The organism is Nocardioides sp. NPDC054178 (assembly GCF_055585005.1).
In genome coordinates this window covers 770,864-786,343 of sequence record NZ_JBVJKY010000002.1, presented here as the reverse complement: position 1 = coordinate 786,343, position 15,480 = coordinate 770,864, and the positions used below count along the sequence as shown (strand labels likewise).

The 15,480-nt window shown below is 70.8% G+C and carries 9 protein-coding genes; 6 read left to right on the top strand and 3 right to left on the bottom strand.

Annotated elements, in window-relative coordinates; translation table 11 throughout:
• The first annotated feature begins 98 nt into the window (after positions 1-98).
• The 4 genes from ACZ6WN_RS10475 to ACZ6WN_RS10460 are packed head-to-tail and all read left to right on the top strand — an operon-like array spanning position 99 to position 10,884.
• Positions 99-6,404 carry an Ig-like domain-containing protein gene (locus tag ACZ6WN_RS10475; protein ID WP_465864574.1) on the top strand — a complete coding sequence of 2,102 codons (6,306 nt, stop codon included), beginning with the start codon at positions 99-101 and terminating at the stop codon, positions 6,402-6,404.
• A 10-nt stretch (positions 6,405-6,414) separates the two neighbouring features.
• On the top strand, positions 6,415-7,383 hold the full coding sequence (locus ACZ6WN_RS10470; RefSeq protein WP_465864573.1) for an AAA family ATPase: 969 nt from the start codon (positions 6,415-6,417) through the stop codon (positions 7,381-7,383).
• Positions 7,384-7,438: 55 nt separating this feature from the next.
• Positions 7,439-8,650 carry a DUF58 domain-containing protein gene (locus ACZ6WN_RS10465; protein ID WP_465864572.1) on the top strand — a complete coding sequence of 404 codons (1,212 nt, stop codon included), beginning with the start codon at positions 7,439-7,441 and terminating at the stop codon, positions 8,648-8,650.
• Complete coding sequence (locus ACZ6WN_RS10460) at positions 8,647-10,884, top strand: transglutaminase TgpA family protein (protein ID WP_465864571.1); 2,238 nt, start codon at positions 8,647-8,649, stop codon at positions 10,882-10,884. Before ACZ6WN_RS10465 ends, ACZ6WN_RS10460 begins: the two co-directional genes overlap by 4 nt.
• Before the next feature lies 1 nt (position 10,885).
• Here ACZ6WN_RS10460 and ACZ6WN_RS10455 read toward each other — a convergent pair whose 3' ends face one another.
• Positions 10,886-11,251: a PPOX class F420-dependent oxidoreductase gene (locus tag ACZ6WN_RS10455; protein WP_465864570.1), complete on the bottom strand. Its 366-nt coding sequence runs from the start codon at positions 11,249-11,251 to the stop codon at positions 10,886-10,888.
• 33 nt (positions 11,252-11,284) lie between these two features.
• On the bottom strand, positions 11,285-12,814 hold the full coding sequence (locus ACZ6WN_RS10450) for an FAD-dependent oxidoreductase (protein ID WP_465864569.1): 1,530 nt from the start codon (positions 12,812-12,814) through the stop codon (positions 11,285-11,287).
• Between the two features lie 275 nt (positions 12,815-13,089).
• Between ACZ6WN_RS10450 and ACZ6WN_RS10445 the strand changes: the two genes are divergently transcribed.
• Together ACZ6WN_RS10445 and ACZ6WN_RS10440 are read left to right on the top strand one after the other, a co-directional pair.
• The gene (locus ACZ6WN_RS10445) at positions 13,090-13,620 is read left to right on the top strand and encodes a DinB family protein (RefSeq protein ID WP_465864568.1); all 531 of its coding nucleotides are present in this window, start codon (positions 13,090-13,092) and stop codon (positions 13,618-13,620) included.
• Complete coding sequence (locus tag ACZ6WN_RS10440) at positions 13,610-14,023, top strand: VOC family protein (RefSeq protein ID WP_465864567.1); 414 nt, start codon at positions 13,610-13,612, stop codon at positions 14,021-14,023. Before ACZ6WN_RS10445 ends, ACZ6WN_RS10440 begins: the two co-directional genes overlap by 11 nt.
• 233 nt (positions 14,024-14,256) lie before the next feature.
• On the opposite strand, the gene ACZ6WN_RS10435 is transcribed toward ACZ6WN_RS10440, so the two are convergent.
• Positions 14,257-15,438, bottom strand: a complete 1,182-nt coding sequence (locus tag ACZ6WN_RS10435) for a PucR family transcriptional regulator (protein ID WP_465864566.1) — start codon at positions 15,436-15,438, stop codon at positions 14,257-14,259.
• Positions 15,439-15,480: the final 42 nt, after the last annotated feature.

The window sequence follows — 15,480 nt, the reverse complement described above, 5'->3', positions numbered from 1 at the left end:
CTCATTCGTGTGGCTTCAATCTCGAGGCGCGCCTAGAGTAAGCCAGGCTTTTCGCGTCGGCTGGCCATTTGGCATGGAAGGACTTGGGGAGAGTCTTGGTGGCACGTTTCGGGATGGCGCCCGGCTGGATGCGACGTCATCGGACCTCCCTCGCGTCCTGGACCGCTCTCGCCGTCGTCGCAGGCGGCCTGACCGTCTACGCGATCCAGTCGACCGGTTACCCCGTGCACAAGGCCGATCTCGACGACGGCGGCATCTGGGTGACCAACCAGTCCTGGGGCACCCTGGGCCGGCAGAACCGCCCCGTCGCCCAGCTCGACGGCGTCGTCTGGGCGGGCAACGAGGCCGGCTCCAGGTCCGAGCGCGCCGGCCTCGACGTGGTGCAGAACGGCATCGCGGTGGCCTCGATCGACCGCGACGCCCGCACGATCACACCGGTCAACACCAAGCTCGCCGAGGGCATCGACGACGACGCGGTGACCGTGAAGGACAGCCGCGTCGTCATGGGTGGCAACACCATCGGCGTCGCCGAGCAGAAGACCGGCAAGGTCTGGCTCACCTCCGTCGACCCGACCACCGGCGTCGGCGACCTCTCCGACCTCTCCGGCTCCACCAAGCCCACCGAGACGGTCGGCGCCGACGCGGTCCTCACCATCGGCACCGACGGGACCGCGTACGCCGTCTCCGCCGCCAAGCGGACCCTGACCGCCTTCGCCCCCGACGGGGAGCGGTTCGCCGGGCCCGAGGAGACCAAGCTCCCGAAGGCTCCGGAGTATGCCGAGACGCCGACCTCGGCGACCGTCGTCGGCAGCGACGTCGTCACCCTCGACCAGGCCGGCTGGCTGCTCGGCGCCGCCAAGGGCTCCGACGTCGCCGTGGACTTCGGCGACACCGCGGAGAGCGCGGTCCTCCAGCAGCCCTCGGTCAAGGCCAAGGAGGTGCTCGTCGGCGACGCGACGGGCCTCAAGGCCGTCGCCCTGAGCAACGGCGAGATCCGCCACGTCGCCGAGTCTGCCGGCGACCCGGCGGCCCCCGTACGCCTCGGCGACTGCGTCTTCGGTGCCTGGGCCAACGGCTCGACCGGCTCGGTGGTCACCCAGTGCGGCGAGGGTGAGCCCGTCCTGGGCGAGATCCCGACGCTCGGTCCGGCCGCCGAGCTGGAGTTCCGGGTCAACCGTGGCCAGCTGGTGCTCAACGACCTGCGCAACGGTGATGTCTGGGAGATCGACGGCGCCGACATCAAGAAGATCTCCAACTGGGAGGCGTTCCAGCCGCAGACCCAGAAGCAGAACCAGAAGAAGGACAAGCAGCAGCAGCAGACCCAGGCCGCCCAGGCGCCGAAGGCCAAGGACGACCAGCTCGGTGCCCGGGCCGGACGCACCACCGTCCTGCACGTCCTCGACAACGACTCCTCGGCCAAGGAGTCGATCCTGAGCGTGGTCTCGGTCGGCGAGGCCTCCGTCAAGGGCGTCGAGGCCACCATCGCTCCCGACCGGCAGTCGATCCTGGTGACCACCCCCGAGTCGGCCGAGGGGAAGAAGACCAGCTTCAAATACACCGTCGACGACGGGCTCAAGGGCAAGGCCGGCCAGGACGACGCCAGCGTCGAGCTGTCCATCGAGGGCTCGGGCGGCACCGGCAAGCCGACGCTGCGTGAGCACTACACCCCGACCGACTACACCGTCGCGGCCGGCGGCACCGTGGAGATCCCGGTGGTCGGCGACTGGCGCGACGAGCGCTACGGCGACCCGGTCACCGCTCAGTCCCCGACCGCCTCCAAGGGCAAGGCGAGCGTGACCCCGGACGGGCTGCTGCGCTACACCGCCGCCACGGACGCCTCGGGGAGCGAGAACCTCGGCTATCAGGTCAGCACCGGCGGCAAGACGTCGAAGGACAAGGTGCGGATCAACGTCGTCGCCGGCGCCACCACCGCCTCTCCGGAGCCGAAGGACGACGTCGCCGAGGGCACCCAGGGCTCCTGGGTGACGATCCGTCCGCTCGACAACGACATCCCCGGCGCCGACCCCTCCAACCTCGACGCGACCCTCACCCTCGCCGGCGACGTACCGCCCAAGGGCGGCCTCGAGGTGAGCACCGACCGGGAGACCGGCGTGGTGCGGGCCAGGGGCACCTCGCCGGGCACCTACCAGCTCAGCTACAACGCCGGGTTCGGCGCGGCGAAGCCCGCCGCGGCGAAGATCCGGGTCGACGTCAAGCCCGCCTCCCAGGCAGCCGACGAGCCGATCGCCACCCCGGACACGACCGCCGTCCTCGGCACTTCGACCCGCACCCTCGACGTCCTCGCCAACGACTACGACTCCCGGGGCCGGCTCCTCGCCGTGACCCACGCCGAGCCGGTCGGCGACAGCGACCTGACGGTCGCGGTGCTCGACGGGCGCTGGCTACGGATCCAGGCGTCGAAGCCCGACATGGACCCGTCCACCCAGGCGATCCGCTACACGATCAGCAACGGTGCGGCCGAGGCCGAGGGGTCGGTGACGGTGAGCCAGCGCCCGGCGCTGCGCGGCGCCGAGAACGCCCCGGAGGCGGTCGACGACGAGGCCACGGTCAGGGCCGCCGACTCCGTCTCGATCCCGGTCCTCGACAACGACTCGACGCCCTCGGGTGACCCGGTCGGCCTGGTCGTCGACCAGACCATCGAGACCAAGGGCCAGCTGCAGGTGTTGGGCCAGCCGACGGTCGGCGAGGCCTACATCGACGGCAACCGGGTCCGCTACGTCGCCCCCGACGACGTGAAGGGGCCGGTCGACGTCGACGTCCGCTACGTCGTGCAGAACACCGGCGACCCGTCCGCGGAGCACTCCTCGGGCAACATCCGTATCCACGTCAAGCCGCTGCCGCGGAGGAAGGCCGACAACTCCGCGCCCGCGCCGAAGGCCCTGGAGTCGCGGGTGGTCCAGGGTGACGAGGTCACGCTGCGGCTGCCCACCGTCGGCACCGACCCCGACGGCGACTCGGTCTCGGTGACCAGGATCAACAGCGCGCCCTCCTACGGCCGCGTCCTGGCCCACGGCGCCAACACGATCACCTACCAGGCCTTCCCCAACGCCGCGGGCACCGACGAGTTCACCTACGAGGTCAGCGACCCCTTCGGTGCCGTCGCGACCGGCACCGTGCGGATCGCGGTGGTCGCGCCCGGTGCACCCCAGCGCCCGGTCGCCGTCGACGACCTGGTCACGCTCGACCCCGCCAAGAAGCTGACCTACGACGTGCTCGCCAACGACCTGCGTACGCCGGGGACCGAGCTGCACCTGGCCTCGACCGATGCGGCCGAGGGCTCCAACGTGAAGCAGCGCTCCGACGGCATCGTCACGGTCGAGGGTGGCTCCGGCGAACCGTTCCAGCACATCCCCTACCGCGCCACCACCGGCCTCCACGAGGACACCGGCGAGCTCGCGATCCGCTATCAGGAGGGCTACGACAACCCGCCGATGGCGGGGATCGTGGTCGCCCGACCCGAAGGCGACTCGTCGACCACCACCGTCGATGTGATGACCAAGGTGACCGACATCGACGACGCGCTCGAGGACCTCGCCGTCGACGCGGTCAAGGGCCCCTCGGTGGGCGAGGACGAGGCGAAGCCGAAGATCGACGACGGCAAGGTCACCCTGCCGGTCGGCGACACCACCCGGGTGTGGACCTACCGGGTCACCGACCCCGACGGCGCCCAGGCGGTCGGCTCGATCTACGTCCCCGCCCGTCCCAAGGACGCGCCCTATCTCAAGCCGGGCTCCGAGCTGCAGCTCAACCCGGGTGAGACGAAGAACATCGACATCACCGACTATGTCGAGGACCCCGAGGGCGACCCGGTCGTGCTGACCACGACCGACAAGATCGTGGCCGCCCCCGAGGGCATGCTCAACACCGGTGACACCACCGCGACGACCGTGAAGGTCACCGCCGGTGAGACCAAGGGCCCCGCGACGCTGACCTTCGAGGTCGCCGACCGCGAGAAGATCACCTCCGCGGACGCCCACCTCTCGGTGATCTCCCTGCCGGTCCAGATCGGCAAGGAAGAGCCGGAGATCAACTGTCCGAGCACCCCGGTCGAGGTGCCGGAGAGCGGCAACGGCGCGCTGGTCGACATCGCCGCGATCTGCCATGTGTGGACCGCCGACCCGGGTGACGCCGACGACCTCGACTTCACCGCCGAGGTCGGCGACGGGCTCGACGGGGTCGAGGTCGAGCCCGAGGACGGCGGCCTGCGACTCACCGCCGAGCACGCCGACGCCGGTGCCCAGGGCGCCCTGGAGATCGGGGTCGAGGGCACGGACGCGACCGGCCAGCTCCTGGTCACCGTCATCGCGCTGCCCGCCCCGTCGCTCTCGCCGATCAAGCCGCTGCAGACCGAGGCCGGCAAGACGGTCGCCATCGACATCGCCGACTATCTGCAGACACCGGTGCCCTCGGAGTCGCAGGAGATCGTGATCACCAAGCTCGACCCGGTCGACGGCGACTCGCCCGACATGGGCAAGGCCAGCGGCTCGAAGATCACCTTCAACACGCCCGAGGAGGGTCACGGCCACTACCGCTACGCGATCGAGGTCAGCGACTCCGGCAAGGACTCCAAACGGGTCAAGGCCACCGGCGTCATCGAGGTCGACGTCATCGACGTCCCCGGCGCGCCGACGGGGCTGCGTACGACCTCCGACTTCCTCTCCAACGTGGTCGCGCTGTCGTGGAACGCGCCGAAGGACAACGGCGACGACCCGATCCAGCGCTACGAGGTGGAGGCCAACGGCGACCACGTCCAGGACTGTCCCTCGACCTCGTGCCGGATCACCGGGCTGAAGAACGGCGTCGTCTACGACTTCCGGGTGCGCGCGGTGAACTCGGTCGGGCCGAGCCGCGAGTGGAGCAACTCGGCCGAGGGCGAGCCCGACGCCTACACCGGCCCGGTGCAGAACCTCCGGGTCACCCGCCAGCGCGACCACAAGGTCGAGCTGAGCTGGGCCCCGCCGGCCGCGTGCGACTGCTCGGACGTGCAGAAATACCGGATCAGCTGGCCGGGCGGCGGCATCAAGGACATCTCCGCAGGTCAGACGACCTATGCGGCGGCGGTCAGCTCCAACGGCGACCCGGTGCAGTTCACCGTCGTGCCGCTCAACGACAAGGGCGTCAAGACCAACAAGGGCCCGACGGCGACGGTCGAGGGGATGGGCGCGGGCAAGCCGGACACCCCGGCGACGCCGACCTTCGAGTGGGCCAACACGGCCAACAACTCCGGCAAGGCAGTCACGGTCTCGTGGAGCCCGGTCGCGGCCAACGGCCCCGCACCGGTCACCTACGAGGTACGCCGCACCGGCGGCACCGGCGAGAAGATCGTCTGCTCCTGGGTGGCCGAGACGAGCTGTCGTGACGACGTCGCCAACGACGGCACGATCTACACCTACGCGGTCCGGGCCCGCAACGCGGAGGCGACCTCGCCTCGCGAGACCGGCTCCGGCGGTTCGCCGGAGGCCCACATCTCCAGCTACTCCGCCGGCGGCAAGGTCGAGGCCGCGGCGACTCCTGAGGCCGTCTCGTTCGCGAGCGCGACCCCGACCGGCGCCAACGGCACCGCGGAGATCGTCTTCACGCCACAGGCCTCGCACGGCAAGACCAACCGGGTGGAGTGTCTGCGCAGCGGCTCCTCCTGCGGGAGCTGGACCTACTCGCCCGAGGGCGCCGGTCAGCAGACCAAGACGATCACCGGGTTCACCAACGGCACCTCGACGGCCGTCCAGCTGCGTGCCTGCAACGACTCCTCCGGCGGCACCGGTGCGGGGGCGTCCTGCGGTGCGTGGTCCTCGAAGAACGTGACCACCTACGGTCCGCTGGGCACGCCGTCGATCTCGGCGAGCGTGGATGGCAACAAGGTCAACTGGAACGTCAGCTACAACCCCAACGGCAAGGCCGCCACCGTCACCGTCAAGCGCGGCGGCACCGAGGTCGCCCAGTTCGGCACCGGCACCGGCGCGGGCTCCCGGTCGGGCACGGACACCGCGCCCAACTGGGACACCTCCTACACCTACACGGTGACGATCAGCGACTCGGGCCGGGCCAGCAAGTCCGACTCGGTCACGGTGCGGACCGACCCGCCGCCGGACCCGGTCCTCGAGGTGAACAAGGCCGGCGAGTGCACGGGCGCCTCCTGCCCGGAGCCGGACGTCGCTTGCGGCGGAACCTGCTGGTACGTCGGCTCCACCATCACCGACCTCGCCTTCCCCGGCAAGACGTGGGAGTGCAGCACCAACTCCACCACCTCGCGTTGGAATGTGACCATCGGGAACAACGGCAAGGGCACGGGCAGCGGCCGCGGCTGGGTCGGCGCCAACACCCCGTTCCGAGTGACCTGCACGACCTCCGGGCGACCCACCCTTTCGAAGAACGTCACGTGGTAGGAGAGAAGAAATGACCGTCACGCACGAGCAGGCCCGCTGGTTCCACGAGACCTTCGAGAAGCTTGCCGACAACGTCGAGAAGGCGGTGCTGGGCAAGCGCAACGTGATCCGCCTGGTGTTGACCGCGCTGCTCTCCGAGGGCCACCTGCTCCTCGAGGACTACCCGGGCACGGGCAAGACGCAGCTCGCCCGCGCGCTGGCCAACACCGTCCAGGGGTCGCACGCGCGCATCCAGTTCACGCCCGACCTGCTGCCCTCCGACGTGACTGGTGTGACCGTCTACGACCAGGGCAAGGCCGCCTTCGAGTTCCACCCCGGCCCGATCTTCCACTCGATCGTGCTCGCCGACGAGATCAACCGGGCCTCCCCGAAGACCCAGTCGGCGCTGCTGGAGGTCATGGAGGAGGGCCGGGTCACCGTCGACGGCTCCACCCGCGAGGTCGGCCGGCCGTTCATGGTGATCGCGACCCAGAACCCGATCGAGCAGGCCGGGACGTACCGGCTGCCCGAGGCGCAGCTGGACCGCTTCCTGATGAAGACCTCGGTCGGCTACCCCGACCAGAACGCCACCGTCGAGCTGCTGATGAACTCCTCGGTCCGCGACCGGGCCACGCTGGTCACCCCGATCATCACCGCCCCGACGGTCACCCAGATGGCCGAGATGGCCGACCAGGTCTACATCGACCCCGCGATCGTCGCCTACGTCTCCGCACTGGTCGACGAGTCGCGCCGCCACAAGCACGTACGCCTCGGTGCCTCCATGCGTGGCTGCCTCGCCCTGGTGCGCACCGCCAAGGTGTGGGCGCTCGCCGAGGGTCGCTCCCAGGTGCTGCCCGACGACGTCAAGTCGCTCGCCGAGCCGGTGCTCTGCCACCGCCTGATCCTCGACCCCGAGGCGATGTTCAACGGCGTCACGGTCGAGGACGTCATCGGCGACCTGCTCACCTCGGTCCCCGCTCCCACCGAGCGTGTCGCCTGAGATGAGCAAGGCCCGCAACCTCGTTGCTGACCTGCGGAAACGATCAGCTCCGGTAGTGTCCGGGGCGGGTTCGGCCTACTCGTTCGTCGCCGACCGGGTCCGTCCGTGGTTCGGCACGGTGACCTCGATCGGCTGGGGCGTCCTGCTCCTCGGCGCCCTGGCCTGGGTCGCCGCGACCGCGCTGGGCTGGATCGAGGCGGCCGTGGTGGCGATGGCGGCGCTGTTCCTCGTGATCGGTGCGGCCTTCTTCATGATCGGGCGCACCCGGCTCGCGGTGGCGACCGTCGTGGAGCCGCCGCGCGTCGCCGTCGGCCAGGCGCTCACCGGCGAGCTGCGGGCCCGCAACGAGGCGCGCGGGCCGCTCGTCTCGACGAGCCTGGAGTTCCCCATCGGAGCGGGCGGGGTGACGTACGACCTGCCGATGCTCCTTCCCGGCGCCGAGCACACCGAGCTCTTCGTGGTGCCGACCCAGCGCCGCGGCGTGATCGACGTCGGGCCGGTCCGGACGGTGCGGGGCGACCCGCTCGGGCTCTTCCGGCGGGTGCAGGAGTGGACCGACCGCACCGAGGTGTTCGTCCACCCGCGCACCACCCACCTGGAGCCCTTCGGGGTGGGTCTGGTCCGTGACCTGGAGGGGTCCACGGCACAGAACACCTCGATGAGCGACCTCGCCTTCCACGCCCTGCGCGAGTACGTCCCCGGCGACGACCTGCGCCACATCCACTGGCGCTCATCGGCCCGCCACGGCCAGCTGCTGGTGCGGCAGTTCCTCGACACCCGCCGCTCCCACATCGTCGTCATCGTCGACTCCTCGCCGATGTCCTACGACTCCGAGGACGAGTACGAGACCGCGATGTCGATCGCGGGCTCCCTGCTCCGGCGCGGGATCCTCGACGAGTTCGACGTCTCGTTCGCGACCGGCGACGTCCTGATGGTGCGAGCCACCGCGGCCAGCGGGGGAGGGCGCTCGGCCCTGGACGCCTGCTCCCGGGCGAAACCGCAGCAGACCAACCTGATCGAGATCACCGCCGAAGCCGCGCGCCAGGCGCCGGACGCGTCGCTGGTGATGCTGGTGACCGGGCGCTACCCGGAGTTCGTGACCCTGCAGCGTGCGGCCGGTCAGTTCTCGGTCGACGCGACGACCGTTGCCGTGCGGGTCGACACCTCGCAGCGAGCGGGTTTCAAGGCCGTCGCCGACCTGCCGATGCTCACCCTGCCCGACCTGGACCAGCTGCCGATCGTGCTGTCGAAGGGGTTGTCCGGATGAAGAACCACCACGCCCTCGACGCCCTGCTCCTGTTCCTTCTCGGCACCATCGCCTTCCTCGGCTTCGACGACACCTACGCCGGCTGGACCTACCTCATCGCGGGTGTCGCCGGTCTGCTGCTCGGCATCCTCATCGCCTTCGTCGGCCGTGGTCAGCCGGTGGTCGTGCTGGCCGTCGGGCTCCTGGCCGCCTTCTTCGTGCTGGGCGGCGCGGTCGCGCTGCACGGCATCGGCGACCTCTCCTTCCTCCCGGTCCCCGACACGATCGGCACCCTCGCCGACAACTCCGTGCACGGCTGGAAGCGGCTGCTGACCACGTTGCCGCCGGTCGACGGTGGGGCGCTGCTGACGATCCCCTACATCCTCGGCCTGGTCGCCGGCTGCCTCGGCTTCGCCCTGGCGGTGCGGACGAAGGCGGCTCTGCCGCCGGTGCTCGTCGCGTTCGCGCTGATGGCCGGCGTGATCCTGCTCGGCGTGCAGGACCCGTCCAAGACCGCTCTGCTCGGCGCGCTCTTCGGGGCGATCGCGATCACCTGGCTGTGCATCCGCGGCATGCGGGCCCGCGCCCTCGCCGCCGGCGGCCGCCGTCTCTCGCGGACCGCGATCGGCGCCTTCCTGTGCCTGGGCGCGGCGGGGCTGGCGTTCCTCGCCGGGCCGCTGCTGCCGGGGATGGCGCCCGAGCGTACGGTGCTGCGCGGCGAGATCGAGCCGCCCTTCAACGTCGGGCAGTACCCCTCGCCCCTGGCCGGCTTCCGGGTCTACACCAAGGGCTACCAGACCCCGGAGGACGACCGCCGGCTCTACGAGAAGGACCTCTTCACCGTCTCGGGCCTCCCCGAGGGCACCCGGGTCCGGGTGGCCGCGATGGATTCGTACGACGGCACCGTCTGGCGCGCGGCCAACGACTCCGGCGAGACCGAGGGTCCCGACGACACCTTCCAGAAGATCAGCTCGACGCTGCGCAACCCGCTCGCCGACGGCAAGCAGGTGCGCGGGACGATCACGATCGGGGAGGACTTCGGCGGCGTCTGGGTGCCGCTGCCCACCGCGCTCACCCACATCTCCTTCGACGGTCCCGACTCCGACTCGTTCCGCTACAACCTGGCGACGTCGACCGGTGTCCTGCCGTCCGCGCTGAAGCCCGGCGACTCCTACTCCTTCACCGCCTCGGCCGCCGACGAGAAGGTCGGCAAGAAGAGCGAGGTGTGGTCCGGCGGGTCGCCGATCGGCGACGAGGCCGCCCAGTTCCAGGCGCTCGCCGCCGAGTACGCCGGCGGTGGTGACTCACCGATCACCAACGCGCTGGCGGTGGCCGCGAAGCTGAAGGAGGAGGGCACCTACACCGACGGGGAGCCGCCCAACCAGCAGTACCCGGCCGGCCACTCGCTGCGTCGTCTCGCCGACTTCACCGCCAAGGGCGGCCAGCTCGCCGGCAACGACGAGCAGTACGCCGCGCTGATGGCGGTCCTCGCCAACCAGGTCGGCGTCCCGGCCCGGGTGGTCCTGGGTGCCGTCGTCGGCTCCGACGGTGTGGTCCAGGGCAAGGACATGCACGCCTGGGTCGAGCTGCGGATGTCGGACGGGTCCTGGGCGACCCTGGACTGGTCCGAGTTCATGAACACCGAGAAGCCGCCCGAGCAGAACGCTCCCCAGCCCGAGGAGCTCGTCACCGGCAAGGTCGTCCCGCCGCCGGCGCCCGTACGCCCGCCCGCGACCTCCGGCGACCCGCTAGACGAGTCGGTCAACCAGAAGGCCAACGCGCGTCCCGACGGGTTCACCCTGCCGGGGTGGCTGATCGCCGTCTTCACGTACGTCGGCATCCCGCTGCTGCTCATCGCGGCCGTGTGCGGGGCGATCATCGGGGCCAAGGTCTGGCGCCGACACCGGCGGCGGACCCGCGGCACCCCGGTCGCCCGACTCTCCGGTGGCTGGCGCGAGACGATCGACCATGCCCGTGACTTCGGGGTCGGAGTGCCCGTCGGAGCCACCCGCCGCGAGCAGGCCTCCGTGCTGTCCGCGTCCCCGGGCCTGGACGGTGCGCCGGGGCTGGCGCTGCTCACCGACAACACCATGTTCGGCGAGGCCGGACCCGACGATGCCGAGGTCGCCGCGTTCTGGGAGCAGGTCGGCACGCTTCGCTCGTCGGTCTCCGACTCCCGCACCCGGTGGCAGCGGATCCGGGCGGCGATCAACCCGCTCTCGCTGCTGCCCGCCCGGCTGCTCCGGAAGCGCTGAGTCAGTCCCCGAGCCCGTAGTCCCTGATCCACTCCGGAGTGATCCGGAGGATCTCGCGCGACATCCCCCGCATCGGCGGGTCCACGTCCGTGAGCGCCTCGGCGGTGCCACGGATCTCGACCATCCGCGGCTTCCACGGGTTGGTGGAGGCGAGATCGTCGACCACGAAGGCCACCTTGGCGTGCTTCTGGGCGTTCCGGAACTTCCGTGATCGGCCCATCTGGTGCCCGCCGATGAGGATCCGGTGCTCCTCGTCGATCTTGAACCCCACCGGGTTGTTCTGCAGGCCGCCGTCGGGGGCGAGGGTCGCGAGCCTTCCCAGCGGCTGGGTGCGGAGGTAGCGGAGCTGCGTATCGGTGAACTTCATGGCACCAGCCTCGGTGCTCATGTCGGCTTGAGGTCAAGCCTCCGGATCGTCGGCGCCGGGGCGTGTGAGCGGTCTGACGGCGGGCCCGTCCAGCACCGAGCCGTCGGGGGAGAACCGCGAGCCGTGACACGTGCAGTCCCAGCTGGTCTCGGCCTGGTTCCAGTGCAGGGGGCAGCCGAGATGGCTGCACCTGGCGCTCACCGTGTGCAAGGCGCCCGCCGGGTCCCGATAGCCGCCGACGGTGTCGCCGTCGAGGTCGACCAGGCCGCCTTGGCCCGGTCGCAGCTCGGAGACCGGACGGGCCTCGGGGTCGTGGCGACGGCCGGCGACGAGCTCCTCGCCGACCTTCAGGTTGTCCTTGATGAGCTTGCCGACACTCCTGACGTCGCCGATCCGGCTGGCGTCGAACACCGGTAGCCACGGGTTGTCGGTGCCGGCGAGGAGATCGGCGAGCATCATCGACGCCGCGGTCCCGCTGCACAGGCCCCACTTCTGGAAGCCGGTGGCCACCAGGATCGTCTCGCTCGTCGGTGGATGGCCGACGTAGGGGAGCCGGTCCGGGGTGAGGTAGTCCTGCGATGACCAGCGGTAGTCGATCGCCTCGACGTCGAAGGTGGTGCGGGCCCAGCTCTCGAGGTCGGCGTACATCGCCTCGGTGTCGGGCTCGGCGCCGGTCTCGTGGTCGTTGCCGACCACGATCAGCCCGTTCGGGCCGGGATCCGGCCACGGTCGGGTCGAGCGGCTGGGCGAGTCGATGCTGATCGCCATGCTGGTCGGCGCCGGGCCGCGCAAGCGGACCGCCAACCCGTAGGAGCGCGAAGGCCTGGTTCGCGCGAAGTAGCCGCCGAGCAGGCCGGGCGGGAGCAGCGAAGCGACGACCACCTGGTCGGCCACCACCGTCCCCGCGGGCGTGGTGAGCTGGACGGTTCGGTCGCCCTGCTCGTCGATGTCGATGACCCGCGTCCCCTCGCGCAGGTGCCCTCCGGCCGCGGTGAACGCGTCGGCGAGGCCCGCCAGGTATCGGCCGGGATGGAAGTGGATCTGGTCGTCGAACGCAACCGCTGCCTCGATGTCGAAGGGCAGGTCGGTCCGCTCGGTCATGCGCGCGGGGAGCCCGAGCCGAGCGGCGGCCCGGGCCTCGTCCTCGATCCGGGACCGCTGCTCCGGCTGCCGGGTATAGGCCAGGGCCGGCGCTCGGGTCAGGTCGCAGCTGATCTCCAGCTCCGAGGCCAGATCGGCGACCTGCTCGACCCCGGCGCGCATCGCGCCGGCGTACAGCCGGGCGTCGTCATCGCCGTGCCGCTCGACCAGCTCGGCGTAGATCAGCCCGTGCTGCGCGGTCACCTTCCCGGTGCTGTACCCGGAGGTCCCTCCGCCCACGGTCGCCGCCTCCAGCACGGCGACCTGCAGGCCACGCCGCTGTGCGAGGAGCGCGGTCGTCAACCCGACGATGCCACCGCCCACCACGGCCACGTCGACCGCGAGATCAGCCTCCCGGCCGGTTTCCGGGGTGGCCGACCGCGGCCTCTCGGCCGTGGCCAGCCACACGCTCGTGTGCTCCATCGAGTACGTCCTCTCTGTCGACGTCCGGGCGGAGCCACGAGCGTCTTTCTGGGAATCGGTCAGAGCGGGCCGGGTCGATCTCCCGCCTGCGGGGTGCGCCCCAGTGCGAGGCCGAGCACGATCATCCCGGCGCCCAGCTCATAGACCGATAGGTGGTGGCGTCAGTCATGGCAGCCGTGGTACCCGGTTCGCCGAGCTCGTATGCCGTGCCCAACGGCTGCGTCGCGCCGATAATCGGAAGGTTTACGTCCGGAACCGGGCCTAGCGTGAGCGGCATGACGATCGAGATGACCCCGGTCATGGACGAGGCGGGGACACTGCTCAGCACGCTTGACCGGATCCGGCGTACGTTCGCCTGGAAGTGCGGCGGTCTGAGCGACGAGCAGCTGCGCCAGCGGCTGGAGCCCTCGAAGATCACTCTCGGCTGGCTCCTCAAGCACCTCGCCCTCTGCGAGGACCACTACTTCACCGCGGTCCTCGCCGGCAAGGGCTACCCCGACGTCTGGGACCGCTACGACCCCAGCCAGGACGGCTGGGACTGGAAGACCGAGGAGATCGACACCGCCGAGGACCTGACGGCGCTCTGGGAGGGTGCTGTCGCCCGGTCCCGCCGGTCGATCGCCGAGGCCCTCGCCAAGGACGGGATGGACACCCTCGCCACCAACTTCGAGTGGCAGACCGAGGCCAACGCCCGCCGCTACATCGCCGACATGATCGAGGAGTACGCCCGCCACACCGGCCACGCCGACCTGATCCGCGAGTCCATCGACGGCCTCGTCGGCGAGGACCCACGGGATGGCGAGTGAGGTGGCGGGGATCCGCGGCGTCACCGGATGGATCGGCGTCAACCTCGCCTGCACCGACCCACCCGCACTTGCCACGTTCTATGCGGACCTGTTCGGCTGGGAGGTCAGCAGCTCGGAACCGACATACGCCACGGTTCTCATCCGCGACCCCGCCGGCAACGGCACTCACAGCAACCTCGCCTTCGAGCTCGACCGCCGCTACCGGCGGCCGGTCTGGCCGAGTAATCCCGTAGCCCAGCAGCAGATGGTCCACCTGGACATCGGAGTCACCGACCTGGGCAGGGCCGTCGAGGATGCACTCGCGCTGGGCGCCCAGGTCGCGGACTTCCAGCCCCAGGACGACGTACGCGTCATGCTCGACCCCGACGGCCACCCGTTCTGCCTCTACCTGGATCAGGACTGAGCCGCGGAAATGCGCGGCTGACGACAGCGGGGCGACGTACCGTGGCGTCATGAACGAGGTGACGGCCGAGGAACTGGCCAACGAGACTGAGGCTGTTGTCGGTCGGGCGACTCGCGGAGAGACGATGATGATCACGGACGGGGGTCGGCCGATTGCTCTGCTTCGCCCCCCGCCGAGCGAGCCTGCCTACGTGACGGCAGAACCAGGCGAGCGCCAGGCCTGACAAGGGGCACTCAGCCCAGGGCGACCGTGAGGGCGAGAAGCATCGCGGGGTCGTCGAGCCGATCCCCGTACACATCGCGCAGCTGACCCATCCGGTAGCGGACGGTCTGCGGGTGGATGAAGAGCTCGGCGGCGACCTCGTCGCGCCGGCCCTGGTGCAAGAGCCAGGAGCGGAGGGTCTCGGTGAGCTTCTCGGCGGTGGCGGGGCGCAGGTCGGCCAAGGGGGCGAGCACCTGGGCGCGCAGGTCCTCGCGGGCGTCGGTGTCGGCGGAGAGGACCAGCTCGACGAGGTGCTGCTCGGTGTCGGAGCCGAGGCCCGCGTCCTGGGCGCGGCGGGCGCGCTCGTAGGAGATCCGCGCCTCGCGCCACGGCTTGGCCGGCCCGGCGACCGAGCGGCGGCCCTCCAGCGCCTTCATCAGTGCCCGGCGCCGGCGTCCGTGTGCGTCGGGGACCAGCAGCAGGGTGTGGTCGTCGAGGTCGCGCAGGTCGTCGTGCTCGAGGGTGCCCTGGTTGACCTTGGCGAGGATGGTGCCGACCTGGGAGTTCGGGACGAGCACCGCGGTCAGGGTGCTCGGCGGCGTCCACTCGGCGCGCACCGCCGCGTCGTCGAGCTCTTCCGGGGTCGTCTCGGCGAGCAGCTTGCGGGCCAGCCGCTCGCGCAGCTGACGGCGTACGCGTCCGGTCGTGGCGCGCTCGTCGGCATGCCCGGCCGCCGAGGCCTCCGAGATCTCGTCGATCCAGGCGAAGACCAGCGCGGAGAACTCCACCAGCATCGCCGGTTCCATGCCGCCCTCGACGGCCCTGCTCGCGAGCTCGCGCCAGGCCACGCGGGCACCGATCCGGTACGCCGCCAGCAAGGCCTCCATCGTGCGCCCGCTCCTGGCCTCGCCGCGCCCCAGGTCGTAGGCGCCCTGGAGAGCCGGCGGGGTCGCGGCCGACACGTCGGCGGGAAGGCCCGCGCCCGAGGCGAGCGAGAGGAACCCGCCCAGTGCCACGCCCACCGCGGTCCGGATCGTCTCGCCCATGTGCCCCGAGAGCGCGTCCTGGTAGGGAGGCACCTCGGCGATGATCGCGGCGACCACGTCTTCGCCGACCTGGGGGAGCACGGCACGGATCGAGGCGACGACCTCGGGCGTCAGCTGGACGTCATAGGACGAAAGAGCGGGGACTTCTCGGGAACTTTTGTTCGTCACGTATAAATCCGCCTATCAGATTCACGTCGCTAACACAGGAGT